The organism is Streptomyces sp. NPDC001617 (assembly GCF_053596855.1).
Genome location: NZ_JBSFHA010000092.1, coordinates 17,690 through 42,601, shown reverse-complemented (window position 1 = coordinate 42,601; position 24,912 = coordinate 17,690). Strand labels below are relative to the sequence as shown.

The 24,912-nt window shown below is 70.4% G+C and carries 24 protein-coding genes and 1 pseudogene; 17 read left to right on the top strand and 8 right to left on the bottom strand.

Going from position 1 to position 24,912, the window contains the following annotated elements:
• Positions 1-58 precede the first annotated feature (58 nt).
• Both ACWC09_RS43300 and ACWC09_RS43295 read right to left on the bottom strand, forming a co-directional pair.
• A complete protein-coding gene (locus tag ACWC09_RS43300; RefSeq protein WP_450856652.1) occupies positions 59-628 on the bottom strand; it encodes an SH3 domain-containing protein in 570 nt (189 codons plus the stop codon).
• A gap of 248 nt (positions 629-876) precedes the next feature.
• Complete coding sequence (locus ACWC09_RS43295; protein WP_450856650.1) at positions 877-2,544, bottom strand: fumarate hydratase; 1,668 nt, start codon at positions 2,542-2,544, stop codon at positions 877-879.
• Positions 2,545-2,712: 168 nt separating this feature from the next.
• Here ACWC09_RS43295 and ACWC09_RS43290 point away from each other — a divergent pair, with 168 nt between their 5' ends.
• Complete coding sequence (locus ACWC09_RS43290; protein ID WP_450856648.1) at positions 2,713-3,408, top strand: DUF1707 SHOCT-like domain-containing protein; 696 nt, start codon at positions 2,713-2,715, stop codon at positions 3,406-3,408.
• A 106-nt stretch (positions 3,409-3,514) separates the two neighbouring features.
• Positions 3,515-3,892, top strand: a complete 378-nt coding sequence (locus tag ACWC09_RS43285; protein WP_356353622.1) for a WhiB family transcriptional regulator — start codon at positions 3,515-3,517, stop codon at positions 3,890-3,892.
• A 142-nt stretch (positions 3,893-4,034) separates the two neighbouring features.
• Here the strand turns inward: ACWC09_RS43285 and glpX are convergent, their stop codons facing one another.
• Positions 4,035-5,069, bottom strand: coding sequence for a class II fructose-bisphosphatase (glpX, locus tag ACWC09_RS43280; RefSeq protein ID WP_450856646.1), 1,035 nt, complete (start codon positions 5,067-5,069; stop codon positions 4,035-4,037).
• A 127-nt stretch (positions 5,070-5,196) separates the two neighbouring features.
• Here glpX and ACWC09_RS43275 point away from each other — a divergent pair, with 127 nt between their 5' ends.
• Positions 5,197-5,718 carry a DUF4245 domain-containing protein gene (locus tag ACWC09_RS43275; RefSeq protein ID WP_450856644.1) on the top strand — a complete coding sequence of 174 codons (522 nt, stop codon included), beginning with the start codon at positions 5,197-5,199 and terminating at the stop codon, positions 5,716-5,718.
• A 69-nt stretch (positions 5,719-5,787) separates the two neighbouring features.
• On the opposite strand, the gene ACWC09_RS43270 is transcribed toward ACWC09_RS43275, so the two are convergent.
• Both ACWC09_RS43270 and xseA read right to left on the bottom strand, forming a co-directional pair.
• The gene (locus tag ACWC09_RS43270; RefSeq protein ID WP_450856642.1) at positions 5,788-6,039 is read right to left on the bottom strand and encodes an exodeoxyribonuclease VII small subunit; all 252 of its coding nucleotides are present in this window, start codon (positions 6,037-6,039) and stop codon (positions 5,788-5,790) included.
• Positions 6,040-6,048: 9 nt separating this feature from the next.
• Positions 6,049-7,266: an exodeoxyribonuclease VII large subunit gene (gene xseA, locus ACWC09_RS43265; protein ID WP_450856640.1), complete on the bottom strand. Its 1,218-nt coding sequence runs from the start codon at positions 7,264-7,266 to the stop codon at positions 6,049-6,051.
• A 140-nt stretch (positions 7,267-7,406) separates the two neighbouring features.
• On the opposite strand from xseA, the gene ACWC09_RS43260 reads away from it, so the two are divergent.
• On the top strand, positions 7,407-8,417 hold the full coding sequence (locus tag ACWC09_RS43260) for a 4-hydroxy-3-methylbut-2-enyl diphosphate reductase (protein ID WP_450856638.1): 1,011 nt from the start codon (positions 7,407-7,409) through the stop codon (positions 8,415-8,417).
• Positions 8,418-8,446: 29 nt separating this feature from the next.
• Complete coding sequence (gene ppgK / locus ACWC09_RS43255; RefSeq protein WP_450856636.1) at positions 8,447-9,193, top strand: polyphosphate--glucose phosphotransferase; 747 nt, start codon at positions 8,447-8,449, stop codon at positions 9,191-9,193.
• A gap of 80 nt (positions 9,194-9,273) precedes the next feature.
• On the opposite strand, the gene ACWC09_RS43250 is transcribed toward ppgK, so the two are convergent.
• Positions 9,274-9,744 carry a DUF6542 domain-containing protein gene (locus tag ACWC09_RS43250; RefSeq protein WP_450856634.1) on the bottom strand — a complete coding sequence of 157 codons (471 nt, stop codon included), beginning with the start codon at positions 9,742-9,744 and terminating at the stop codon, positions 9,274-9,276.
• A 298-nt stretch (positions 9,745-10,042) separates the two neighbouring features.
• On the opposite strand from ACWC09_RS43250, the gene ychF reads away from it, so the two are divergent.
• Positions 10,043-11,131 (top strand): redox-regulated ATPase YchF, encoded by a 1,089-nt coding sequence (ychF, locus tag ACWC09_RS43245; protein ID WP_450856632.1) that lies wholly within the window; start codon positions 10,043-10,045, stop codon positions 11,129-11,131.
• Between the two features lie 166 nt (positions 11,132-11,297).
• Here ychF and ACWC09_RS43240 read toward each other — a convergent pair whose 3' ends face one another.
• Positions 11,298-12,275: an AraC family transcriptional regulator ligand-binding domain-containing protein gene (locus ACWC09_RS43240; protein ID WP_450856631.1), complete on the bottom strand. Its 978-nt coding sequence runs from the start codon at positions 12,273-12,275 to the stop codon at positions 11,298-11,300.
• Positions 12,276-12,386: 111 nt separating this feature from the next.
• Between ACWC09_RS43240 and ACWC09_RS43235 the strand changes: the two genes are divergently transcribed.
• The 3 genes and pseudogenes from ACWC09_RS43235 (at position 12,387) to ACWC09_RS43225 (ending at position 14,743) form a co-directional block, all read left to right on the top strand.
• Entirely contained in the window at positions 12,387-13,286 is a 900-nt protein-coding gene (locus ACWC09_RS43235; protein ID WP_450856630.1) for a sterol desaturase family protein, read from the top strand.
• 410 nt (positions 13,287-13,696) lie between these two features.
• Positions 13,697-14,196 (top strand): annotated as a pseudogene (locus tag ACWC09_RS43230) (DUF234 domain-containing protein); the annotation flags it as partial.
• A 196-nt stretch (positions 14,197-14,392) separates the two neighbouring features.
• Positions 14,393-14,743 carry a PucR family transcriptional regulator gene (locus ACWC09_RS43225; protein ID WP_450856629.1) on the top strand — a complete coding sequence of 117 codons (351 nt, stop codon included), beginning with the start codon at positions 14,393-14,395 and terminating at the stop codon, positions 14,741-14,743.
• Between the two features lie 47 nt (positions 14,744-14,790).
• Here ACWC09_RS43225 and ACWC09_RS43220 read toward each other — a convergent pair whose 3' ends face one another.
• Positions 14,791-14,913 carry a LysR family transcriptional regulator gene (locus tag ACWC09_RS43220; protein WP_450856627.1) on the bottom strand — a complete coding sequence of 41 codons (123 nt, stop codon included), beginning with the start codon at positions 14,911-14,913 and terminating at the stop codon, positions 14,791-14,793.
• Between the two features lie 81 nt (positions 14,914-14,994).
• Here ACWC09_RS43220 and ACWC09_RS43215 point away from each other — a divergent pair, with 81 nt between their 5' ends.
• The 8 genes from ACWC09_RS43215 (at position 14,995) to ACWC09_RS43180 (ending at position 24,902) form a co-directional block, all read left to right on the top strand.
• The gene (locus ACWC09_RS43215) at positions 14,995-15,825 is read left to right on the top strand and encodes an oxidoreductase (protein WP_450856626.1); all 831 of its coding nucleotides are present in this window, start codon (positions 14,995-14,997) and stop codon (positions 15,823-15,825) included.
• Between the two features lie 97 nt (positions 15,826-15,922).
• Positions 15,923-18,154 carry a DEAD/DEAH box helicase gene (locus tag ACWC09_RS43210; protein ID WP_450856625.1) on the top strand — a complete coding sequence of 744 codons (2,232 nt, stop codon included), beginning with the start codon at positions 15,923-15,925 and terminating at the stop codon, positions 18,152-18,154.
• Between the two features lie 162 nt (positions 18,155-18,316).
• On the top strand, positions 18,317-19,531 hold the full coding sequence (locus tag ACWC09_RS43205) for a DUF4190 domain-containing protein (protein ID WP_450856624.1): 1,215 nt from the start codon (positions 18,317-18,319) through the stop codon (positions 19,529-19,531).
• A gap of 147 nt (positions 19,532-19,678) precedes the next feature.
• The gene (locus ACWC09_RS43200) at positions 19,679-20,431 is read left to right on the top strand and encodes a GntR family transcriptional regulator (RefSeq protein WP_450856622.1); all 753 of its coding nucleotides are present in this window, start codon (positions 19,679-19,681) and stop codon (positions 20,429-20,431) included.
• A 351-nt stretch (positions 20,432-20,782) separates the two neighbouring features.
• Positions 20,783-20,992: an SPOR domain-containing protein gene (locus tag ACWC09_RS43195; protein WP_450856621.1), complete on the top strand. Its 210-nt coding sequence runs from the start codon at positions 20,783-20,785 to the stop codon at positions 20,990-20,992.
• Between the two features lie 24 nt (positions 20,993-21,016).
• Complete coding sequence (locus tag ACWC09_RS43190) at positions 21,017-21,418, top strand: (deoxy)nucleoside triphosphate pyrophosphohydrolase (protein ID WP_450856620.1); 402 nt, start codon at positions 21,017-21,019, stop codon at positions 21,416-21,418.
• 145 nt (positions 21,419-21,563) lie between these two features.
• Positions 21,564-21,962 (top strand): ATP-binding protein, encoded by a 399-nt coding sequence (locus ACWC09_RS43185; RefSeq protein ID WP_450856619.1) that lies wholly within the window; start codon positions 21,564-21,566, stop codon positions 21,960-21,962.
• Positions 21,963-22,223: 261 nt separating this feature from the next.
• Positions 22,224-24,902, top strand: coding sequence for a SpoIIE family protein phosphatase (locus ACWC09_RS43180; RefSeq protein ID WP_450856618.1), 2,679 nt, complete (start codon positions 22,224-22,226; stop codon positions 24,900-24,902).
• Positions 24,903-24,912 lie beyond the last annotated feature (10 nt).

Here is a 24,912-nt window from a genome sequence, read left to right as displayed (position 1 = left end):
GGTTCCCGAGGCCCGCCGGAAGGCACCGCGGCTCATGAGCGGTGCGGTCGAGGGGCCGTCAGCACCAGCGGACGGCGCTGCGGCTGTGCACGTAGTGGGCGGAGACATAGCCCTTCTGGTGGGTCAGCCGGTACCAGCGGTGGTTGCCCCGGACGCCGGAACCGCGCACCTTGCAGGTGACGGCCACCCGGGCGCCGGCCGGCCGCGAGCCGACGACGCGGTATCCGGTGCCCGGCCCCGACCGGACGTTCAGCCGCAGACCGCGCGTGGCGACGTTGCCCCAGGTGTGCGTCGCGACGATGTACCGGAGGCCGTGGAGGTGCCGGAGGTGGCGCTGGTGGCGGGCGCGGGTGGCCGTGTGGTGGCGCCGGGCGTGCTTCTTCAGGTGGGTGTGCTTCCGCAGGTGCCGGCCGTGCGGCTTCGCGTGCTGCCGACCGCAGTGCTTCGGCCGGGCGGGCGGCGTGGACGGCGTGCCGGACGGCTGCCACGGCACGGAGATGTGCGGGGGAGTGGAGTTCCAGGCGTGGGCCGAGGCGACCGGCCCGGCATCGGCGACGGCCGCCACCGGGAAGACGGCGACGACCGCGAACGCGGCCAGGAGACCACCGCGCAGTGTGCGTCGAATCATGGGATGTCCCTCCGAGCTGACCTGCGAATCACGGGCTGTGATCCAGTCAGCACGGAGCGTTTCCGGCGAACTTCACAAAGATGCCGTCCCACCCGTTCCTGGGACGAAGTGGGACGGCATCCAGGAGTTCACCGACGTCGTACGGCGCTGTCGTACGACGTCCCGGGACGCTGGGCCGGCCCGGGGCCCCGCACCGAGATCGTCGTGAGGTCGGCGCGGGCGCCGGCCGTCCGGCGTTCCCGAAGGCGCTACGCCAGCCCCGGGCCCCGCACCGGGATGCTGGTGAACGTCGGCTGGGGCGCGGGATCCTGGAAGAAGTCGTTGCCCTTGTCGTCCACCACGATGAACGCCGGGAAGTCCTCGACCTCGATCTTCCAGACCGCCTCCATGCCGAGTTCCTCGTACTCGACGACCTCGACCTTCTTGATGCAGTCCTGGGCGAGACGGGCGGCCGGGCCGCCGATGGAGCCGAGGTAGAAGCCGCCGTGCGTGTCGCACGCGTCCGTGACCTGCTTGCTGCGGTTGCCCTTGGCGAGCATCACCTTGGAGCCGCCGGCGGCCTGGAACTGCTCGACATAGGAGTCCATACGGCCCGCGGTCGTGGGACCGAAGGAACCGGAGGCGTACCCCTCGGGCGTCTTCGCCGGGCCCGCGTAGTAGACCGGGTGGTCCTTCAGGTACTGCGGCATCTCCTCGCCCGCGTCGAGCCGCTCCTTGATCTTGGCGTGCGCGATGTCACGGGCCACGACCAGCGGACCGGTGAGGGAGAGACGGGTCTTGACCGGGTACTTGGTCAGCTCGGCGAGGATGTCGTCCATCGGCTGGTTCAGGTCGATCTCGACCACGTCGGAGGCCTCGTCGAGGTGCTCGTCCGTCGTCTCCGGCAGGAAGCGCGCCGGGTCCGTCTCCAGCTGCTCCAGGAAGACGCCCTCCGGCGTGATCTTCGCGAGCGCCTGCCGGTCGGCGGAGCAGGACACGGCGATGGCGACCGGGCAGGACGCGCCGTGCCGCGGCAGCCGGACGACCCGCACGTCGTGGCAGAAGTACTTGCCGCCGAACTGCGCCCCGATCCCGATCTTCTGCGTCAGCTCGAAGACCTTCTGCTCCAGCTCCTTGTCCCGGAAGCCGTGCCCCAGCTCGGAACCCTCGGCCGGGATCTCGTCCAGGTAGTGCGCGGAGGCGTACTTGGCGGTCTTCAGCGCGTACTCGGCGGACGTGCCGCCGACGACGATCGCCAGGTGGTACGGCGGGCAGGCGGCCGTACCGAGCGAACGGATCTTCTCCTCCAGGAACTTCATCATGGAGGCCTCGTTCAGGACGGCCTTCGTCTCCTGGTACAGGAACGACTTGTTGGCGGAGCCGCCGCCCTTGGCCATGAAGAGGAACTTGTAGGCGCCGCCGTCGGTGGCGTACAGCTCGATCTGGGCCGGCAGGTTCGACCCGGTGTTCTTCTCGTCCCACATGGTCAGCGGGGCCATCTGCGAGTACCGCAGGTTGAGGTTCAGATAGGCGTCGTAGATGCCACGGCTGAGAGCCGCCTCGTCGCCGCCCTCGGTGAGCACGTTCTGCCCGCGCTTGCCCATGACGATCGCCGTACCGGTGTCCTGGCACATGGGCAGCACACCGGCCGCCGCGATGTTCGCGTTCTTCAGGAGGTCCAGGGCCACGAACTTGTCGTTGTTCGACGCCTCGGGGTCGTCGATGATGCGGCGCAGCTGCGCGAGGTGGGCGGGCCGCAGATAGTGCTGGATGTCGTGGATCGCCTCGGCCGCGAGCTTCCGCAGCGCCTCCGGCTCCACCTTGAGGAACGTCCGCCCGTCGGCCTCGAAGGTGGAGACACCCTCGGAGGTCACCAGCCGGTACGGGGTGGTGTCCTCTCCCATGGGGAGCAGATCGGTGTACGCGAACTCAGGCATCGCAGCCCATTCCTCACTCGACAGACGGCCGCCCGCCGACACTGGCGGGCGCTCACCAGCGTAGAACCTGCTTCGGACAACGAGCTTGTGAGGTTGTCCTCAGTTGCCCGGCAGCCGATCCCCGCTGTGGGGTAGTCGCGATCTATCGCGTTTCGCTACGCTGTCGTCGTGGACCTTCAGAAGCAACAGCAGGACACAGCAGCGCACGCATCCGAACTGCGTGCCTCGGACGCCGACCGTGACCGTATCGCCGACATCCTGCGCGAGGCCCTCGCCGAGGGCCGGCTGACCGCCGACGAGCACGCCGAGCGGGTGGAGGGCGTGCTCGCCGCCAAGACGGTCGGCGAGCTGGAGGTCTTCATCCGGGACCTGCCCGCCGCCCACCAGCGCCGCGCGGCCCCTTCGTTCGCCGCGGCGCCGAACAGGCCCCCGCTGGGCACCATTCCGGTCGACCCGGACGACAACGTGATCGCGGTGTTCAGCAGCGCCATGCGCAAGGGCCGCTGGCGCGCCGGTCGCCGGATCCATGCGTACGCGATCTTCGGCAGTGTCGAGATAGACCTCAGCGAGGCCCTCTTCGAGTACCAGCAGGTCGTCATCAAGGCGATCTCGGTCTTCGGCAACGTCGAGGTGCGCGTCCCGGAGAACGTGTCGCTGCGCGGCACCGGCGGCGGTGTGCTGGGCAACTTCGAGGTGGCGCCGCTGGACTCGCCCGACCCGGACGCCCCGGTGGTCTACGTCGACGGCTGGGCGGTCCTGGGCAACGTGGAGGCGAAACCGAAACGGGGCAAGCTCGTCGCAGACATTCTCGATCGTGTGCAGCACAAGGTCGATAAACATTTGCGCAAACACCTGGATCGTTGACGGTTGTGAACCTCGCGGCTTCGGAACTCAGTGCATAGGCACGCGCACAGCGGGTAGGCCTTGCTGCATCGTCGCTCGCTCGCGAAGCCGTCGTCAGGAGTAGACCGTGCTGCAACCGCCGCATTCGTCCCTGCAGGTAGCTGCCGTTCCGGCCCAGCGGGTGCCAGTGCCAGCCAGGGATCAGGACGCCCCTTGGCACACCGAGGCGGTGTGCCGCCGCGACGAGGCCGGCCTCTTCTTCGCCCCCTCCAAGGAACCCACGGCCGCCCGGCTCTCCCGCGAGGAGGCCGCGAAACGCGTCTGTGCCCGCTGCCCGGTCATGGTCGAGTGCCGCGAACACGCCCTGCTCCAGCCGGAGCCCTACGGCGTCTGGGGCGGCCTCACCGCGGCGGAACGCCGAGTCGTCCTGGCCCGACGCCGCCGTCGCGAGATGGAACTGAAGAAGACGGCACGGGCACAGGGCCGCATAGCGCAGGCGGGCTGACCCCGCTACGACGTGAAGTGGGCGCCCCCTACCGCACCAGGGGACGCCCATTTCTCGACGCCGGGCGAGGTGATGCCTTCAGTGGCGCGCGGCTGTGCCGCATGCGCGGCCACCGCCGCGTGGGCGCGACAAGGCCCCCGAGCTATTTGGCGCGATCAAAGTCAATCGCCGAGTAGGCCCGCAGCTTGCTGAGCCGGTGCTCGGACTCGATCCGCCGCACCGTCCCCGACTTCGAGCGCATCACGATCGAGTCGGTCGTCGCCGTCTCCGACCGGTACCGCACGCCCCGCAGCAGCTCCCCGTCGGTGATCCCGGTCGCGACGAAGAAGACGTTCTCCCCGGACACCAGGTCGTCGGTCATCAGCACGCGGTCCAGATCGTGCCCGGCGTCGACGGCCCGCGCCCGCTCCTCGTCGTCCTTCGGCCACAGCTTGCCCTGGATCGTCCCGCCGAGACACTTCACCGCGCAGGCCGAGATGATCCCCTCCGGCGTACCGCCGATGCCCAGCAGCATGTCGACGCCGGTGCCCTCGCGCAGCGCGTAGATGGACCCGGCCACGTCACCGTCGGAGATGAGCTTGATCCGTGCCCCGGCCTCCCGGATCTCTTTGATGATCCCCTCGTGCCGAGGCCGGTCCAGGATCACCACGGTCACGTCCTCCGGCGTGGACCGCTTGGCCTTGGCCACCCGCCGGATGTTCACGGAGACCGGCGCGTTGATGTCGACGAAGTCCGCGGCCTCGGGCCCGGTGACCAGCTTGTCCATGTAGAACACGGCGGACGGGTCGAACATCGACCCCCGGTCCGCGGCCGCCAGCACGGCGATCGCGTTCGGCATGCCCTTCGCCGTGAGCGTCGTCCCGTCGATCGGATCGACGGCGATGTCGCACTCCGGCCCGGTCCCGTCCCCGACCCGCTCTCCGTTGAAGAGCATCGGGGCCTCGTCCTTCTCGCCCTCGCCGATGACGACCACGCCGTTCATCGACACGGTGGAGACGAGGGTGCGCATGGCCCGCACCGCCGCACCGTCGGCGCCGTTCTTCTCGCCCCGCCCGACCCAGCGGCCCGCGGCCATCGCGGCGGCTTCGGTCACCCGGACGAGTTCCAGGGCGAGGTTGCGGTCGGGGGCTTCACTGGGAACTTCGAGTTCGGACGGCAAGTGATGATTCTCGGTCATCGAGGCGCACCTTTCTGATACGACGACGGCCGGATGAGGGTTCGACCCACGACTCTATCGTCAGTTCGACAAAATGAGCAGGGGACCCCACGGATGAGCGGACCGGGCACCTGCGACGATAGGGGATGTGGCAGGTTCGAACGGCAAGCAGAAGACGGTCCGGGACATGATTCTCTCCCTGGGCCTCATCGGGATCGCGGCGGCAGTCATCTACGTCTTCATCCCGCACGACGACTCGGCTCCGGATCTCAAGCGGGTCGACTACCGCGTCGAACTGCTCACGGCACGGCGCGCCGCGGCCTACCCCGTGGCCGCGCCGGAGGGTCTGCCCAGGACCTGGAAGGCGACGTCCGTCCGCTTCCAGGGCGACGACTTCGACTCCTGGCACCTGGGCTTCCAGACCCCCGACCGCCAGTACGTGCAGATCGAGCAGTCGACTCAGAAGCCGTCGGCCTTCATCGACGACGCCACCCAGGGCGCGGACGCGACGAAGGCCACCCAGCAGATCAACGGGCAGACCTGGACCCACTACACCGGCGGTCGCTACGACGCCCTGGTTTTGCCCGGCAAGCACGCGACGACGGTGGTCGCGGGCACGGGCTCGTTCAAGCAGCTGACGGAGATGGCCGAGGCACTGAAGACGTCGTAGCCGTACGTCACGCACGGGGGCCGCTCAGACGGTGGTGACGACCCGCTCGTAGACAGCCCGTGCCGCTGCCTACTCCCCTTCGTCCCCGCCCTGCCCCTCCCCGGCCGCTTCCTCTGCCTCCTCGGCGAGGGCCGCGTCCAGACGGGCCCGAGCCCCGTCCAGCCACCGCCGGCAGACCTTGGCCAGCTCCTCGCCCCGCTCCCACAGCGCCAGGGACTCCTCGAGTGTCGTGCCGCCCGCCTCCAGCCGCCGTACGACCTCGATCAGTTCGTCCCGCGCCTGCTCGTACCCGAGCGACTCTTCCGCCACCTTGCTGGTCATCCACTCACCCTATGCATCGACTCGTACGACCTTGACGGGGAACTCCCCCTCGGAAACCCGCGCCCGCAGCGTCTCGTCGGCAGAGACCTCGTCCGGGTCCCGCACCACGTGCCCGTCGGCCTTCTGCAGCACGGCGTACCCGCGCTTGAGGGTGGCGGCGGGGGAGAGGGCCACCACGCGTGCGTGCGTGTGCGTGAGCTCGGAGTCGGCGCGGTCCAGGAGATGCCCGAGCGTGCGCCGGGACCGCTCGACCAGCGAGGCCACGTGGGCGGCCCGCTCGTCGACCATCCGGTGCGGGTCCTCTATCGAGGGCCGCGCAAGGGCATGGGCCAGCCCACGCTCCTCCCGCGCGACGAGGGCCTCGACACACCGCCGCGCCCGGTCCCGAAGCAACCGCACCCGCTCGTACTCCTCCCCGACGTCCGGTACGACCTTCTTCGCGGCGTCGGTGGGTGTGGACGCCCGGAGATCGGCGACGTAGTCGAGCAGCGGGGTGTCGGGCTCGTGCCCGATGGCGGACACGACGGGCGTACGGCACTCGGCGACGGCCCGGACCAGCTGCTCGTCGGAGAAGGGCAGCAGATCCTCGACGCTCCCACCTCCCCGGGCGACGATGATCACATCCACGTCGCCCATCGCGTCCAGCTCCTTGACGGCCTGCACGACCTGCGGAACGGCGTGCACGCCCTGCACGGCGACGTTCCGCACCTCGAAACGAACAGCCGGCCACCGATGCCGGGCGTTCTCCAACACATCCCGCTCGGCCGCCGAGGCCCGCCCGCACACCAGCCCCACGAGCTGCGGCAGAAACGGCAACGCCTTCTTCCGCTCGGCCGCGAACAGCCCCTCGGCGGCGAGCGACTTCTTCAACTGCTCCAGCCGCGCGAGCAGTTCCCCGACACCGACGGGCTTTATCTCGGCGGCGCGAAGGGAGAGCTGGCCGCGGGGTGCGTACCACTCGGGCTTGGCGTGCACGACGACGCGGGCGCCCTCGGTGACGACGTCGGCAATGGCGTCGAACACCTGCCGATAGCACGTCACGCTGATGGAGATGTCGTACGAGGGATCACGCAACGTCAGAAACACGACCCCGGCACCGGGCCGCCGCGACAGCTGAGTGATCTGCCCCTCGACCCAGACGGCCCCCAGCCGGTCGATCCACCCCCCGATGAGCCGCGATACCTCACCGACGGGCAGGGGAGTTTCCGCGGACGTGTTGAGACCCATGCCGCGAGGGTAACGGCCACGACTGACAACGAGCCCGAGGCCGCTCGGTACCCTGCCGCGGGGGCCGTCGGTGGTCCGCGTCGCCGGGCGGCCGGTCTCCCCGTGGGCGCGATCTTCGACGCGCCCCACACGGCCTTACGATGGTTCGCATGACTGCTTCGCCTGGCCGCCGTGTCCTGCTCGCCGCTCCCCGTGGCTACTGCGCGGGTGTGGACCGCGCCGTGATCGCCGTCGAGAAAGCCCTGGAGCAGTACGGGGCTCCCGTCTATGTCCGGCACGAGATCGTGCACAACAAGTACGTCGTGCAGACGCTGGAGAAGAAGGGCGCCATCTTCGTCGAGCGGACGGAAGAGGTCCCCGAGGGGAACATCGTGATGTTCTCCGCCCATGGAGTCGCGCCCGTCGTCCACGAGGAGGCCGCGCGCGGACGGCTCGCCACCATCGACGCGACCTGCCCGCTGGTCACCAAGGTCCACAAGGAAGCCGTCCGCTTCGCCGACGAGGACTACGACATCCTCCTGATCGGGCACGAGGGCCACGAGGAGGTCATCGGCACCTCCGGCGAGGCGCCCGAACACATCCAGCTCGTGGACGGCCCCGGTGACGTCGCCAAGGTCGAGGTCCGCGACGATTCGAAGGTCGTCTGGCTGTCGCAGACCACGCTCTCCGTGGACGAGACCATGGAGACCGTCGACGCGCTCAAGGAGAAGTTCCCGCAGCTGATCTCCCCGCCGAGCGACGACATCTGCTACGCCACCCAGAACCGTCAGCTCGCGGTCAAGCAGATGGGCGCCGAGGCCGAGCTGGTGATCGTGGTCGGCTCCCGCAACTCCTCCAACTCCAAGCGGCTGGTGGAGGTCGCCAAACTGGCCGGCTCCCGCGAGGCCTACCTCGTGGACTTCGCGAGCGAGATCGACGAGGCCTGGCTGGAGGGCGTCGGCACGGTCGGCGTCACCTCCGGTGCCTCGGTGCCGGAGGTCCTGGTCGAGCAGGTCCTCGAGTGGCTGGCCGAGCGCGGCTTCGAGGACGTCGAGATCGTCAAGGCGGCCGAGGAGTCCATCACCTTCTCGCTGCCCAAGGAGCTCCGTCGAGACCTGCGAGAGGAGGCGGCGGCGCTGATCGCGGAGCGTAAGGGTACCTCCGCTGAGTGACTGTCAGTCGTCCGTCGTAACGTAGAGCCATGCAGATCTTCGGTGTGGACATCGGCGGTTCCGGGATCAAGGGCGCCCCTGTGGACCTAGACAGGGGCGACCTGGCCCAGGAGCGCTTCAAGGTGCTCACCCCGTATCCGGCGACGCCCGACGGCGTGGCCGACGGGGTGAAGCAGGTCGTCGACCACTTCGGGTGGTCGGGCCCGGTCGGGCTGACCTTCCCGGGCGTGGTCACGGACGGGTCGACGATCCGTTCGGCGGCCAACGTCGACAAGAGCTGGGTCGACACGGACGCGCGCGTGTTGTTCAGCGAGCGGCTCGGCGGCCTGCCGGTGACGGTGGTCAACGACGCGGACGCGGCGGGCGTCGCCGAGATGAACTTCGGCGCCGGCAAGGGCCGCAGAGGCACGGTCATCCTGCTGACCTTCGGCACGGGCATCGGCAGCGCCCTGTTCATCGACGGCGTCCTGGTGCCCAACACCGAGATGGGCCACCTGGAGCTGCACGGCAACGACGCGGAGAAGCGGGCCTCCAGCAAGGCCAAGGACGACGCCGGCCTGACGTGGGAGCACTGGGCCCGCCGCGTCACCAAGTACCTCGCCCATGTCGAGATGCTCTTCTCGCCCGACCTGTTCATCATCGGGGGCGGCGTGAGCCGCAAGTCCGAGAAGTTCCTGCCCTTCATCGAGGGCATCGAGGCGGAGATCGTCCCGGCCCAGCTGCAGAACAACGCGGGGATCGTGGGGGCGGCGATGCGGGCGGTCAAGGACGGCTGAGGAGCGTCGGGGGAGGGTCTGCAAGGCGGACGGGGCCGACGGGCGCCGCCGGTCCGTCGACCCGGGGCGCCACTTGACGGCTAGCGGGCGCTGGTCTTCCGTCGCGCGACCTGCTGGCGCATGAGCACGACCTTCCGTACGGTCACGATCACACCGGCGACCAGCGTGCCGCCGTAGAGCCAACCGGCCTGGGTGGCCAGTGCGGTCACCAGGCCCATCAGGCGGCCCAGGAGTCCGCCGCTGCTGTCGGTCACCGGGATCACGCCGACCGCGAAGGCGATCGGGACGACGACGGGGGCGGTCACCAGGTCGCCCTTGCGCACCCACACCGCGGTGAGCACGCACACCGGCAGGAACAGCACGCCGTACACCGTCAGCGAGCCGCCGAACAGCAGGTCGTCCAGGCAGCCGAGGACGAACATCACCGCCCCGCAGAACAGGCCGCCGCCCAGCCCGGTCAGCCGGGGGTTCGGCAGCCGTCGTACGGCCTCGACGAGCGGCGGACCGGGCTGCCGTACTGCCGAGGGGCGGGTGGCGGGGCGTTTCTGCACGGGCCTCTGCGCAGGTCGCGCACCACCGCCTGCCGTCCGGCCGCGGGCCGCCTGCGGGGGCAGCGGGGGTGTGCCTCGTCGCGTTCCGTTGTGCGGGGTTCGCGTCCTGTGTTGCTCCACTCGACCAACTTAGGTCGGTTTATGTGTCGAATCGCCCCTGGGACACGCCGTAGGGCGGACCTTGGCCATGCGTTCGATCGGTAGCCGGAGCGAGGTCGGGCACGCCGTAGACTGGTGGATCGGCCCAGCCCCTGAAGTGTCGCCTCCAGTCCTCCTCTCACGTACGGGAAGTCGCAACGTGTCGCTCACGATCGGAATCGTCGGTCTGCCGAATGTCGGCAAGTCGACCCTGTTCAACGCCCTGACCAAGAACGACGTGCTCGCGGCCAACTACCCGTTCGCCACGATCGAGCCGAACGTGGGCGTGGTCGGCGTCCCGGACGCGCGTCTGACGAAACTGGCCGAAATCTTCTCCTCGCAGCGCATCCTCCCGGCGACCGTGGACTTCGTCGACATCGCGGGCATCGTGAAGGGTGCCTCGGAGGGCGAGGGCCTGGGCAACAAGTTCCTGGCCAACATCCGCGAGTCCGACGCGATCTGCCAGGTCATCCGCGCCTTCAAGGACGAGAACGTCGTCCACGTCGACGGCAAGGTCTCGCCCAAGGACGACATCGAGACGATCAACACCGAGCTGATCCTCGCCGACCTCCAGACCATCGAGAAGGTCCTGCCGCGCCTCCAGAAGGAGTCGCGCATCAAGAAGGACGTGGCTCCGAAGGTGGCGGCCGTCGAGGCGGCGAAGGAGATCCTGGAGAGGGGCGACACCCTCTTCTCGGCAGGCATCGTCCAGGGCTCCGGCAACGAGGAACTCCTGCACGACCTGCACCTCCTGACGACCAAGCCCTTCCTCTACGTCTTCAACGTGGACGAGGACGAGTTGGTCGACGACGACTTCAAGGCCGAGCAGCGCGCTCTGGTCGCCCCTGCCGAGGCGATCTTCCTCAACGCCAAGCTGGAGGCGGACCTCGCCGAGCTGGACGAGGCCGACGCCATGGAGCTCCTGGAGTCGGTCGGCGCCGATGAGCCCGGCCTCGCCACCCTGGCCCGCGTCGGCTTCAACACCCTCGGCCTGCAGACCTACCTCACGGCCGGCCCCAAGGAATCCCGCGCCTGGACCATCAAGAGGGGCGCCACCGCCCCCGAGGCCGCCGGTGTCATCCACACCGACTTCCAGAAGGGCTTCATCAAGGCGGAGGTCATCTCCTTCGAGGACCTGGTGGAGACCGGCTCGGTGGCGGAGGCCCGCGCGAAGGGGAAGGCGCGGATGGAGGGCAAGGAGTATGTGATGCAGGACGGGGATGTGGTGGAGTTCCGGTTCAGTTCATGAACAACGCGGCTCGTCCGAGCGGGGGCAGCCCTGACCCCGGAGCGGCGACGCTGGAGGACCGAGGGCCTCGACTCCGACAAGCCGGTCGGGTCTGGGGAGTACGGCCGTGACCTGCCGGCTCTCGCTTCCGCGTGCTGATGTGTGTCGGCCACCCTGTCCGGGCCCGTCAGCCTGACGCGCTCGCGGTCGTGCTCGCTGCCCGTCGGTACGCCGACGGGGGCATGCCCGTCCACCTTCGTACGGCACGCGTGAACGCGGCCGGGGTGGCGAAGCCCATCCGCGCCGCGATGGCGGTCACCGGCAGTCCGGCGGGTTCTGGTTCCGCCAGCAGGGCCAGCGCCTGCTCTCGCTGCTCGGCGTCGACCAGGGCGGAGAAGGAGAACCCCTCCTCCTGGAGCCGCAACTGGAGTGTGCGCCGGCCGACCGCCATCGTTCGCGCCACGTCCGCGAGTCGCGGCGGACCGGCCGCGCCCGAACCCTGCTGCAGAACCGCCCGTACCTTCGAGGACCACGACGTGCGGTCCACCGAGAGCTGCCGCTGTGCATAGGGAGCGACCATCGCCAGCACCACCGGATCGGCGTGCCGTACCCGCGCGCGAAGCGCACTCGGCCCGAACACGCAGGCATCCGTCGGCTGCCCGAACGCCACCGGGCCCAGTGCACGGTGGTATGCCTGCGGCCGCGCCGGCTCGGGCCTTCTCAGCAGCACCCGGTCCGGCGCCACCCCCTCCCCGGCGAGCCGACGAGCGATGGCACACAGCATCGCGAAACAGGCGTCGACGGTCTCCGGGTGCGCCGCGCCACCGTCGATGTCCCGCAGACTCACCGAAACCGTGGCCGCCCCATCACGACTGGTGGACCGCCGGACGACCAGCTCGTTACGGCCGACGAGGGAGTGAAAGCGCCCGAGGCTGTCCAGCATCGCGCCGACGTCGGGGCTGTTGGCGAGGATCGGCGCCAGCACTCCGCCGAGCGCGGTGGCGTCGGACGATGCCGCGAACGCCAGCCCGGGGTGCTCCACACCGCCTTGTCCCAGGGCCTCCCACAGCGGTGCGAGCCACTCTCCCCGAGCATGGTCATCCGCCGGTGAAAGATCCGGATCGGCGCCCCGCCCGAGCGCGTACGCCCGCAGTTCCGTCTCCATCAGGGCGGTGCCTCCCGGACCTTGGGTGTCCTGGAGCGCGGATGCGCGAGAAGGCAAGAGGGGTACGCCCACGGGAAAGCCCGCCTCCCGGTTCGCTGCGACGTTGGCTGCATGGAACTGAAAACCCCGGCACGACCGGGTCTGACCTACGGTACCTACCCCGTGCTCGCGACAGTGACGGCCATCGTGGTCTGGGCCGCCGTCACCCGCCGTCTGGCGATATCGCAGGACGCCGTCCTCGCTCTGCTGACCATCGGCACCGTCGCCGTGGCCTTCACCGTGGAGCGCGTCAACCCGCTCCTGGATCGCTGGCGGATGACCCGGGACAGCCTCGTCGGCCGTGATCTGCCGTTCATCGGCCTGGCCTTCGTGGTCGAGCAGGTCGCGACGATGGGCGTTTCCCTGGTCGCGGCCCGCTTCGTCCCGGACGGGGGCTTCGGACCGGTCGCGCGCCTGCCGCTGCTCGTCCAGGCCCTGGTCGTGCTGCTCGCCCTCGACCTGCTCTGGTACGGCTACCATCGGGCCGCGCACACGCTCCCGCGGCTGTGGCGGGCCCACGGAGTGCACCACGCGCCGTCCCAGCTCTACGTACTCATGCACCCGGTCTTTCACCCGATCGACCTGCTGGTCTCCCGGTTCGTGATCTCCCTGCTGGTGTTCCGGTTCAGCGGCGCCAACCCCGATGCAGCGTTCCTGGCCCTGGTGGTGCTGAACCTTCAGCAGACGATCAGTCACATCAACTCCGATATCCGTACCGGACCGCTGAACTATCTCCTGATCGGCGCCGAGACCCACCGCTGGCACCACGGCGCGGGAGAGCGGGTCAACTACAGCTCGGTACTGGCGGTCTGGGACATCGCCTTCCGTACCTTCGTGTACCAGCCCGACCGGGTGCCTGAACGTCTCGGGCTCGACGACCCCGCCTCCTACCCCGACCCGCGCCGATTCCACGCCACCCTCGCCTGGCCGTTCCGCCGGGCACGGACCCCGCAGCCGGCCCCGGCCGAGTGACCTCCCCGTTTCGGCGCTCCGGGCGCACATGGCCCGGAGCGCCGGACCGCGCGAGATGCGCCGGGTTGCCCGGGACCCGGCCCTCCTCCTGACCTGCGACAGAGACGAACCGGGCTGGCCGACGCCTGGTGCGGACGTGGCGAAGCGGTCCGCGGGTCCGGGGCAGACATGAAACTCCTGCCCCGGCGACCCCGCCGCCCGCACCAGCCGGACACCCGCGATCCCGTACGGGTGGAGGCGGTGCTGACGGCGGTCGTACCGCGTGCGGTGATCGACGTGACGTGACTGGTGCACGTCGGCGGCGACGCCGTCTTCCCCGGCAGCCGTGTCCGCTACGACGGGACCGGCGCCCCGGACCCGATCACACCGGGCGGGCTGCGAAGGCGGCCGCCGAGACGGCTCTGCGGATCCTGTGTCCGTCGAAGGATCGCCGCTACCGGGTGACGGATCCCTCCCTGCGGTTCTGGCTGCACCTGCTCGGCCCCTCCATGGAGGAGATCGAGCGAGGGCGGGGCGATCTGACCTTGGCGCGGATCAGGGAGAACTGGACCAGCTGGCGTGGACGGGCCGTCGAGCCCCTCATCCGCGAGGCCCTGGCGCGGATACTGCCCGACGACCGGCTGCCTGCGGCCCCCGCGGCGGCTACTGGACCCGCACCAACGACGTCGAGATCGATATCGTCGGGGCGGACCGGACCCCCATTGCCAAGGAGCTGCTCTTCGTCGGCTCCGTCAAGTGGCTGGAGCAGTCGCCCTTCGACCGGCACGACCTGGCAGCTCTCCACCGCCACCGCGCTGCCCTCACCCACGAACCTCTTCCCGTCGTGGCGGTCTCGCGCAGCGGAGTCGACTGCCCGGGCCTCGATGCCGCCTACGGCCCAGGCGATTTGCTGACCGCTTGGCCGCTGTGAGCGGCGGATGCCGGGTGAGGCACGGGAGTCGGTGGGATCTCGGCCCGTGCGGGTGCCGTTGTGCAGCGTTGGCGGTCCCGAGCCTTCCCCTGTTCTGTCGCGCATCCCGTGCCGGCCGGAGAAGTCCCGGGGTCGCGCAGGCCGCTCCGGACGATGTCACCGACCGGTTCGTGCAAGGACGGACGACATTCTCCGGGTGACCACCGCCCACCCGGACGCCCCGCCCGTCGCCACCCTCGACGACGTGCGCGCACGGCTCCTGCTGGCCCGCGTCGGCGACGAACTCGGTCAGGAGCCACGCCTGAGACATCCCGGTGTCGCCGCCATGGTCGCTCATGACACCGAGAACGGCACGGACTTCGTCGTCTCGGTCCTCGCCTGGCTGGAAGCCGTGGGCAACGTCGCTGAGGCCGCGGCACGCCTGGGCGTGCACAAGAACACCCTCCGCTACCGCCTGCGCCGCAGCGCCGAGCTCTTCGACATGCCCCTGGAACAGCCCGACGACCGACTCTCGGTCTGGCTCCAACTGCGCCTTCTCCAGCGCTGAACGCGCACGGCTACGACAGCTACGAGGGATTCGCGTGCCCCGAAAAGTCACCCGGCAGACAGCAATGGGTGTGCGCAGAGCCGCTCGGCCGCGCGCGTGAAGTGCGGCTCCTCGGCGACCGCGACGAAGTACCGCAGGTCCCGCACTTGGACGTCCGTCGTAAGGACCATCGGTTGTCGGCGTGGGTCTTGGACGGGCGGCCGGTGCCCGGAGCAGGCTGGTCGATGACCGACCGAGGGAGGACACGTCTCATGAACAAGGTGTGGCTGATCACCGGAGCGAGCAGCGGGCTCGGGCGGGCGATCGCGGAGGCGGCCGTCGCCGCCGGTGACGTGGTGGTGGGCGCCGCCCGGCGGCCCGAGGGGCTGGACGACCTGGTGGCCGCCCACCCGGACCAGGTGGAGGCACTACGGCTGGACGTCGCCGACGTCACCGCCGCCGGGCCCGCGGTACGGGACGTGATCGCCCGGCACGGCCGGATCGACGTCCTGGTCAACAACGCGGGCCGAACCCACGTCGGCGCCTTCGAGGAGACCACCGACGCGGAGTTGCGCGACCTGTTCGACCTGCACGTGTTCGGACCGGCGGCCCTTGCGCGTGCGGTGCTGCCGCACATGCGCGAGCGGCGCTCGGGGGCGATCGTGCAGATGAGCAGCATGGGCGGACAGATGTCCTTCGCGGGCTTCTCCGCGTACAGCGGAACCAAGTTCGCGCTGGAGGGCCTGTCCGAAGGGCTCGCGGACGAGGTGCGGGACTTCGGCATCAAGGTGCTGATCGTGGAGCCGGGGGCCTTCCGCACCGCGCTGTTCGACACCAGCCGCGCAGGCGTCAGCGCGGACAGCGGGGTGTACGCCACGGTGAGCGCGACCCGAGGCGTGGTCTCCGGTGGCGACGGCACCCAGCCCGGCGACCCGGCCAAGGCCGCCGCCCTCGTCCTGGCCGCGCTCGACGCCGAGCGGACTCCGCTGCACCTGCCGCTCGGCGAGGACGGCGTCGAGGCCGTCCTCGGCAAGCTCGACCAGGTGCGCACGGAGATCGCGGCCTGGGAGAAGCGCACCCGCGCGACGGCCTTCGACGACTGACCTCCGCCGCCCTCGCCCACGAGCCGCTGGCGATGCCCGCTGTCAGTCCCCGGTGCGAAGATGTGCGTGGTGGGGCGGACGGCACGTGAGGGGTGGCATGGCGGACGTGGGGGAGGTGCGGGTACCGCCCGTGGGGCGGCGGGCCCGGGAGCTCTGCGGGCAGGGCACGCGGTTGTACGACGCCGCACGCGCCGTTCTCGACGATCACGCCCGCGCCCTCGACGCCGTCCGGTCCGCCCTCGCCCCGCTCCGGGACGAACTGGTCGCCGCAGAGCTCGAGTCGATCCCGGTGGCCCGGCTGAAGGACGCCACCGAGGGGCGGCTGCGGCTCGCGGCCGTCCAGGCGGCCGGGTTCGGGTCCGTGCGGGACGTGTACGCGGCGAGCCGGTACGAGCTGCGGCAGATCCCCGGCGTCGGCGCCCAGACCGCCGACCAGGCCCTCGCCGCCGCCCGCCAGATCGCCCGGGCCGTCGAGGAGACCGTCGCCGTACGGATCGACGTCGAGCACCCCGAGCCCCGCACCACGGCCCTCGTCGTCGCCCTGCACCGCCTCGTCGAGGCCGGACCCGAGCTGCGCAAGGCCGTCGACAGCGCCGATCAACTCCAGCGCGGACTCGCTGAGTTGCTGCCCGCCGCCCGGTCGGCTTCCAGTCGGCTCCGGCTCGCCCTCACCGGCCGCCACCGCAAGGCCGCCGCCCTCGCCGCCACGGTGGAGCTGCGCGAACTGGTCGCCGAGGCGGAAGCCAGGGGCACCCGCCTCCAGCTGGCCCAGGCGTCGACCGACCTGCTCCGCTCCCCGGCCGCCGACATCGAGGCCTGGGTCGACTTCGAGCTCCGTTCCGCCGAGTACTACAGCCTCCTCGCCGAGGTCTCCGAGCACCGCCCGGACGAGGCGGCGGCCGAGGGCTTCCTGCCCTCCGAGGTGGCCGAGCGGGTGCGCGCGCAGCCGCTCGACGACACCCACAGCCGGGTCTCGCTGCGCGGCTACCAGTCCTTCGGCGCCCGTTTCGCCCTCGCCCAGCGCAGAGTCCTCCTCGGCGACGAGATGGGACTCGGCAAGACGATCCAGGCCATCGCCGCCCTCGCCCATCTCGCGGCCGAGGGCCACAGCCACTTCCTGGTGGTCTGCCCGGCCGGTGTGCTGATCAACTGGACCCGGGAGATCCGCGCCCGCAGCACCCTGCGCGCGGTGCCGGTGCACGGCCCCGACCGGCAGGACGCCTTCGCCGAGTGGCGTGAGCGCGGCGGCGTCGCCCTGACCACCTTCGACCTGCTGCACACCCTCCCCGAACCGGACGGCACCAGGCCGGGCATGCTCGTCGTCGACGAGGCGCACTACGTCAAGAACCCCGACACCCGCCGCGCCAGGTCCATCGCGGCCTGGACGCGGACCTGCGACCGCGTTCTCTTCCTCACCGGCACCCCGATGGAGAACCGCGTCGAGGAGTTCCGTACCCTCGTCCGCCACCTCCAGCCGGAGCTGCTGCCCGCCATCCACGACAGCGACGCGGCGGCCGGACCGCACGTGTTCCGCAGATCGGTCGCGCCCGCCTACCTCCGCCGCAACCAGCAGGACGTACTCACCGAACTCCCGGCCCTGCTCCAGGTCGACGAGTGGGAGGAGTTCAGCGCGGCCGACGAGGACGCGTACCGCACGGCGGTCGCCGAGGGGAACTTCATGGCGATGCGCCGGGCCGCGTACGCCGACCCGGAGAAGTCCGCGAAGCTCCAGAGGCTGCGCGAACTGGTCGCGGAGGCGGCGGCCAACGGCCTGAAGGTCGTGGTCTTCTCGTACTTCCGTGACGTCCTGGCGGCCGTCCAACTCGCCCTGCGAGGCCAGGCGTTCGGCCCGATATCGGGCAGCGTCCCGGCCGCCCGCCGTCAGCGGCTCGTCGACGACTTCACGGCCGCCGGCGGGCACGCCGTGCTGCTCGCGCAGATCGAGGCCGGCGGTGTGGGCCTCAACCTCCAGGCCGCGTCCGTCGTCATCCTCTGCGAACCGCAGGTCAAACCCACCCTGGAGCACCAGGCCGTGGCCCGCGCCCACCGCATGGGCCAGGTCCGCCCGGTGCAGGTCCACCGTCTCCTCGCCACCGACAGCGTCGACGACCGCCTCCTGCGCATCCTGAAGAACAAGGACCGCCTTTTCGACGCCTACGCCCGCCGCAGCGACACAGCCGACGCCACCCCGGACGCGGTCGACGTCTCCGACGCCGGCATCGCGCGCCGGATCGTGGAGGAGGAACAGCGCAGACTCGCGGGGGAGCGGGTCGGCGGCCCGTCCGCTCAGGGCCAGAACTCCACGGAGTCGTCGAGATCCTCGGGGTAGGCCACCGCCCGGACAGTCCGATCAGTGAACGGCATTCCACCCCCAGCAGCCCCGTGCTTACCATGCGCCCAGTCGTAGTCCGGCCCCGCACGCAGGGACATACGGCTCCGCACCCCTCCGCGCAGCCCCCGCGGCGCCGCCTGAACCAGGAGCACGGTACCCGTGTCCATACCCCCGTCCCCAGGGCCCGGCCGGCCCCAGGAACCCCAAGGGCCGGCGCCGCAGGGCGAGTTCCCGCAGGGGCCCTACGCCCAGGGGCCGTACGGCTATCCCTACCCGCCGCCGCCCTATCAGGCCTGGGGGCAGGGGTACAGCCCGTACAACCGCCCCGCCCCGGTCAACACGTTCGCCATCGCCTCCCTGGTCCTCGGCATCCTCTGCTGTGTCCCCGGCCTCGGTCTGCTTCTCGGTCTGATCGGGCTCGGGCAGATCCGCAGGAGCGGTGAGCGGGGCAAGGGCATGGCGGTCGCCGGGTCGGTTCTGTCCTCGCTCGGGCTCGCGCTGTGGACGCTGCTGCTGGCGACGAACGGCATCTCCGAGTTCTGGTCCGGCTTCAAGGACGCCGCCCACGACAACGGCAGCGCGTACACCCTCACCAAGGGCGAGTGCTTCGACGCCCCGAGCGGTTCGCTGGAGGGCATGACCTACGACGTCGACAAGGTGCCCTGCACCGGACAGCACGACGGCGAGGTCTTCGCCTCCTTCGCGATGCGCGGCGGCTCCACCTACCCCGGGGACACCAAGGTCACCGATGTCGCCGACAGGCGGTGCTACGCGCTGCGCTACGACTACGCCATGGACGCCTGGGCCGTACCGGACGACGTCGACGTCTACTACCTCACGCCGACCCGGCAGAGCTGGCGGCTCGGCGACCGGGAGATCACCTGCGTCTACGGCAACACCGACGCCAAGGCGGGCCTGACCGGCTCGCTGCGCAACGACGGCCGCTCGCTGGACGCCGACCAGATGGCATACCTGAAGGCCGTGAACCTGGAGAACAAGGCCCTCGACAGCCAGCCCCAGGACACCCCCGACGACGACCTGAAGGCCAGCACGGACTGGGCGGGGCGGGTCTCGGACGCGCTCGGCAAGGAGACCGGTGCGCTGCGCGGGCACGCCTGGCCGACCGGATCGAAGGCCCCGGTCACGGCCGTGGCGGGACAGGTGGAGGCGATCCGGAAGGAGTGGGCGAAGGCGGCGAAGGCCCCCGACGCCGACGCCTTCTACAGCGCCCACGACCGGATCATGGTGCTGTCCACCCCGGGCAGGTCCGTCACCGCCCGCAAGGCTCTGGGGCTGGCCACCACCCCGCCCGCCGCCGGGGACGAGGACGGCGGAGGAGACGACACCGGAGGCGCTTCCGAACTCGAGGTGTGACGGCGGCCATAGTGGGCAGAAAGTGCCTGCGTAAAGCCCTCACCGGTCACATGTCATCACATCGAGTGATTCTCTGGCCTTTGCTTGCATGGTGGAACCCACGGTTGCCAGGCTGTTGCTGTCTGTACAACCTGATGGGAGCGGCCAGTGACTTTCGGTGAGCAGCCGGCGTACTTGCGTGTCGCGGGTGATCTCCGCCAGAAGATCGTCAACGGCGCACTGCCACCGCACACCCGTCTCCCCTCCCAGGCCAGAATCCGCGAGGAGTACGGCGTCTCGGACACCGTCGCGCTGGAGGCGCGCAAGGTGCTGATGGCAGAGGGCCTGGTCGAGGGCCGCTCCGGCTCGGGTACGTACGTCCGTGAACGCCCCGTCCCCCGTAGCGTCGCCCGCTCCGGCTTCCGTCCGGACGGCGGGGCGACCCCCTTCCGCCAGGAGCAGGCCGACGGCGGGGCGCGCGGCACCTGGGAGTCCAGCAGCGAGCAGACGGAGGCGAGCGGCGCCGTCGCCGAGCGGCTCTCCATCAAGGCCGGCGACCGTGTGATGTGCACCCGCTACGTCTTCCGCGAGTCCGGTGAGGCGATGATGCTCTCCACCTCCTGGGAGCCCCTCGCGGTCACCGGCCGCACCCCCGTGATGCTCCCCGAGGAGGGCCCCCTCGGCGGCATGGGCGTGGTCGAGCGCATGGCGGCGATCGACGTGATCGTGGACAACGTCACCGAGGAGGTGGGCGCCCGCCCCGGCCTCGCGGAGGAACTGCTCGCCCTGGGCGGCGTCCCCGGCCATGTCGTCCTGGTCGTCCAGCGCACGTTCTACGCCTCGGACCGCCCGGTGGAGACCGCCGATGTCGTGATCCCCGCCGACCGCTACCGGGTCGCGTACCACCTCCCGGTGAAATAGCGCACACCTTTACGGCGGTTACTCCCGGGAGCACCCTGCCGCACCTTCTTCCAATGGCGCCCGGAGCTGCCCGCGCGCCGGTGGAATCGAGCCGTATTCGCAGGTGGCCGCCCACCTGCCCGACATGCCCCTGACCGGATGCGTCGCCCTGCCCGGACGGCGCATCCGCCGTCGTGCGCCCCCTGGGGTCTGGCCGGTTGCGTACCTCTTTGTGAAAAGTCGTATTCGCTGCGTGAAGGTAAGGCGTAGGCTCGGGCATATGCGGATTGCGGTTTCCTTAGTGGGTGGGGCACGGCACGTCCCGCGAGCGACAGGCGGCGGTGCCGGGACGGGAAGGAGCGGTGGGGCTCGATGAACGACGGCACGATCACTCTTCCCTGGCTCGTCATACGACAGGACGACAACGGCAACCGCTACCGCGTGGGCCGCTACGCGACGAGGGCCGAGGCCCAGAAGATCGCGGACAGCCTCGACGACCGCGGTCACAAACAGCTCTACTGGGTCGAACGCATCGGCCAGAACGGTCACTCGGGCCAACACGGCACCAGCGCGGTCAACTGACCCCGCTGCCGTAGGCTCCCGCGCATGACGGAACGGATCGTGGTGGTGGGAGCCGCCCTGCTCGACGACGACCACCTCCTCGCCGCGCGCCGCAACGCACCACCGGCCCTGGCCGGCCGCTGGGAGCTGCCGGGCGGCAAGGTGGAGCCGGGGGAGACCCCGGAGGTGGCCCTGGTCCGCGAGCTGAGGGAGGAGCTGGGGGTCGAGGCGGAGGTCCTGGAGCGCGTGCCCGGGGAGTGGCCCCTGAAGCCCCCGTACGTCCTCCAGGTCTGGTCGGCGCGTCTCCTCCCGGGTTCCCCCGCTCCCAAGCCCCTCCAGGACCACGACGACCTGCGCTGGCTCAGAACTCCGGACGAACTCTGGGACGTCGACTGGCTCGACCAGGACGTGGAAGCGGTACGGGCCCTGCATACCGCTTTCTTCTAGAACCCTCGCTTTCTTCCGTGACCCCGGTTTCTTGTGGAACCCCCGGTACGCCGTTGGTGCCACAGCGCGCCCAGCCGGACGGTACTCACTCTTGAATATCGGGTATGTGCCCATTAACCCCACGAAATCGGACACGGGTGGGCACGTGATCGACACCGATGGCGACTGCGCCGAGTGGACGTTCCCGGCAGAACCCGGCGCCGTCCGCACCGCCCGCGCGGCGGTCCGCAGTCAACTGCGCACCTGGTCCCTCGACGCCCTGGCCGACCTCACTGCCCTGCTGGTCAGTGAGCTGGTGACCAACTCCCTGCGGCACGCCACCGGCCCCATCGGCGTCCGCCTGGTCCGCCCCGTCGGCCTCCCCGACGTACTCCTCGTGGAGGTCTCGGACCCGCTCCCCGACCCGCCCCGCGAGCGGGTCGCCCACCCCGAGGACGAGAGCGGCCGGGGCCTGCAGCTGGTCGCGCACTCCTCCCACCGCTGGGGCACGAGACCGGGCGCGGCGGGCAAAACGGTCTGGTTCGAGCTGGTGGTTCCGGGCTGAACGGCGGCCGAACACCGTGTACGCGGGCGTCCCGAATGTCGACGTACTGGTTCAGGCCAGTGGCGGTTGTCGTCCGGCGTGATTCGAGGGCGTGTTGGCTGGTTAGAAGACTGGAAGTGTTGTCACGGCCGGGACCGAAAACCGCCGGGAACGTGCTGTGATCGTGAACACCGTGTTGTGCGGCGCCGTAGTGCTGGATACTGCGGGCAGCCGCCCCCGGTGACCGGTGCCGGACGCGGTGAGCTGGAGGGGACGGTTCGCGTGAGCGAGATACCAGCGAAGGCCACGGAGTCCGAGGACCCGTCGGACGGCGCGAGGGCAAGGGGCGCGGGTGATGCCGCGGTGTCCTCGTCCGGGCTGTCCGCGTCGGGCAGGGCGGCCCGGGACATCGGCCTCGGTGACGAGCCCACCGGCGACGCCATCTGGCAGAGCAGTCCACCCGGCTCGATCTACGACTACATCAAGGTCGCGTCCTTCTCCATCGGCCCCGACGGCCTGGTCGACCAGTGGAGCCTGCGCGCCGAGCAGCTCTTCGGCATCGCCGCCGAGCGCGCCGTCGGCATGGACCCCATCGAGGCGTTCATCGACCCCGATCTGCGCGAGCAGGGCCAGCGCAAGATGGCCGAGATCCTCGACGGCCGGGAGTGGACCGGGGTGGTCCCGTTCCGGGCGCCGCTGCCGCCCGAGGACGGGGACGGCGTGCGGGAGGGGCTCGCCGAGGTCTACGTGATGCCGACGCGGACCGAGGACGGCGAGAAGGCCGCCGTCTGCATCGTCGTGGACGTGCGCACGCTGCGTAGCATCGAGACCGACCTTGCCGCCTCGCAGTCGATTTTCGGTCAATCTCCGTTCGGGTTCCTTCTGATCGACACCGATCTGCGGGTCCGCCGGGCCAACCAGCAGTTCGCCAACACCTTCGGCGGCGTGTTCGGCAACTCGCCCGACGACCACCGCGGCCGTGGCGTGCACGACTATCTGCGCAGCCCGGAGGCCGAGCGGGTCACCGCGACCCTGCGCCGGGTCCTGGAGACCGGCGACTCCATCACGGACATGCATGTCACCGGCTTCTTGCCGGGATCCGACGAACGCCGGCACTGGTCGATCAACCTCTACCGCGTGCACAGCGGCTCCGGCCGCCCCATCGGCATCGCCTGGCTCGGAACCGACATCACCTCGCGGCGTGCCGCAGCCCGGGAAGCGGCCGCGGCGCGGCGCAATCTCGCCCTTCTGAACGAGGCCGGTGCCCGCATCGGCAACTCCCTCGACCTGGAGACCACGGCCCGTGAACTCCTCGACGTCGTCGTCCCCGGCTTCTGCGACCTGGCCACGGTCGACCTCTACCAGGGTCTGCTGGCCGGTGACGAGACCCCGCCGGGCCTCGCCGACGGCAGCGCGGAGCTGCGCCGGGTCGCGTTCGCCAGCGCGGTCTCCGACGCCCCGTTCATCGGCTCCGGCCCGCCCGTCTCGGTCGGCGCGGTCCACCACTTCCCCTTCAACTCGCCCTGCGCGGACGCCCTGCGCACCGCCCGCACCCAGCTGGTCCCCGCCGAGGAGGGCGGCCTCGTCCAGTCCACGCTGGCCGTGCCGATGGTCGCCCACGACACCGTCGTAGGACTCGCGCAGTTCGCCCGTACGAAGGGCAGCGAGCCGTTCGGGGACCGGGACCGTGACCTCGCGGTGGAGCTGGCGGCCCGTGCGGCCGTCTGTATCGACAACGCGCGTCTGTACCGCCGCGAGCACGAGCGCGCGCTGATACTGCAGCGGTCGCTCCTCCCGCCGGGCGACCCGGTCGCCTCCGGCCTGGACATCGCCTGCCGCTACCTGCCCGGCAACTCCTCCTCCGACCGCCCCAGCGAGGTCGGCGGCGACTGGTTCGACGTCATTGAACTGCCGGGCCACCGTACGGCGTTGGTGGTCGGGGACGTCATGGGCCGGGGTCTACGCGCGGCGGTCGCGATGGGTGAACTCCGGTCCGCGGTAAGGACACTCGCCCTGCTGGACCTCGAACCGGCGGAAGTCCTGAGCGCGTTGGACGAGATCGCTCGGGGCCTCGGCGCACCGGGCGGTGTCCAGCAGGCGACGCGTGCGGCCCGCCGCCCGCGCGAGGCGGACCTCTCCGAGGTGTACCTCGCGACCTGCGTCTACGCGGTCTACGACTCCGTCACGCGCCGCTGCACCTTCGCCAACGCGGGGCATCTGCCGCCGGTGCTGGTCGAACCCGGCGAGGACGCGCTGATGCTGGACGTGCCACCGGGGATGCCGCTAGGTGTCGGTGGGGAGCCCTTCGAGGAGGTCGAGGTCGAACTACCCGAAGGTGCGCTGTTGGCGCTCTACACGGATGGACTGGTCGAATCCCGCGACCATCCGCTGGACGAGGGTCTCCAGGCGTTCGTGGGCGCGCTGACCGACCCCAGCCGGCCCTTGGAGGACGTCTGCGACCACGTCCTCAACACCCTCGACACGCATCACGGCGAGGACGACATCGCGCTGCTGATGGCCCGTGTGCAGGGGTTGCCGGTCGGTTCGGTCGGTGACTGGACGCTGCCGCGCGAGCCGCGGAGTGTGGGGCGGGCTCGGGAGTACGCCCGGGGGCAGTTGCTGTCGTGGGACCTCGAACCGCTCGTCGACACGACGGAGTTGCTGGTCAGCGAGCTCGTCACCAATGCCTTGCGGTATGGCGAGGGTGAGATCAGATTGCGGCTGCTGCTGGATCGGACGCTGGTGTGTGAGGTCTGGGACTCGGGCCTGGTCCAGCCTCGGCGTCGGCGGGCGCGGGATACGGATGAAGGGGGCCGTGGGCTGCAGCTGGTCGGGTTGCTGTCGGCGGCCTGGGGCTCGCGTCGCACCCCGCGCGGAAAGACGGTGTGGTTCGAACTGCCGTTGCCGGACGGGGAGACGGGGCTGGCGGATCCTGCGGAGGCTTTGCTCAGTCTGTTCTGAGGGAAGTCGT

Coding starts and splice junctions, on each gene's coding strand:
- ACWC09_RS43295 (WP_450856650.1), bottom strand. CDS start 2,544: ATGCCTGAGTTCGCGTACACCGATCTGCTCCCCATGGGAGAGGACACC.
- ACWC09_RS43215 (WP_450856626.1), top strand. CDS start 14,995: ATGAACAAGGTGTGGCTGATCACCGGAGCGAGCAGCGGGCTCGGGCGG.
- ACWC09_RS43260 (WP_450856638.1), top strand. CDS start 7,407: ATGGTTCGCATGACTGCTTCGCCTGGCCGCCGTGTCCTGCTCGCCGCT.
- xseA (WP_450856640.1), bottom strand. CDS start 7,266: ATGGGTCTCAACACGTCCGCGGAAACTCCCCTGCCCGTCGGTGAGGTA.
- ACWC09_RS43240 (WP_450856631.1), bottom strand. CDS start 12,275: ATGGAGACGGAACTGCGGGCGTACGCGCTCGGGCGGGGCGCCGATCCG.
- ACWC09_RS43270 (WP_450856642.1), bottom strand. CDS start 6,039: ATGACCAGCAAGGTGGCGGAAGAGTCGCTCGGGTACGAGCAGGCGCGG.
- ACWC09_RS43300 (WP_450856652.1), bottom strand. CDS start 628: ATGATTCGACGCACACTGCGCGGTGGTCTCCTGGCCGCGTTCGCGGTC.
- ACWC09_RS43195 (WP_450856621.1), top strand. CDS start 20,783: ATGAACGACGGCACGATCACTCTTCCCTGGCTCGTCATACGACAGGAC.
- ppgK (WP_450856636.1), top strand. CDS start 8,447: ATGCAGATCTTCGGTGTGGACATCGGCGGTTCCGGGATCAAGGGCGCC.
- ACWC09_RS43235 (WP_450856630.1), top strand. CDS start 12,387: ATGGAACTGAAAACCCCGGCACGACCGGGTCTGACCTACGGTACCTAC.
- ACWC09_RS43210 (WP_450856625.1), top strand. CDS start 15,923: ATGGCGGACGTGGGGGAGGTGCGGGTACCGCCCGTGGGGCGGCGGGCC.
- glpX (WP_450856646.1), bottom strand. CDS start 5,069: ATGACCGAGAATCATCACTTGCCGTCCGAACTCGAAGTTCCCAGTGAA.
- ACWC09_RS43190 (WP_450856620.1), top strand. CDS start 21,017: ATGACGGAACGGATCGTGGTGGTGGGAGCCGCCCTGCTCGACGACGAC.
- ACWC09_RS43220 (WP_450856627.1), bottom strand. CDS start 14,913: ATGGTCCTTACGACGGACGTCCAAGTGCGGGACCTGCGGTACTTCGTC.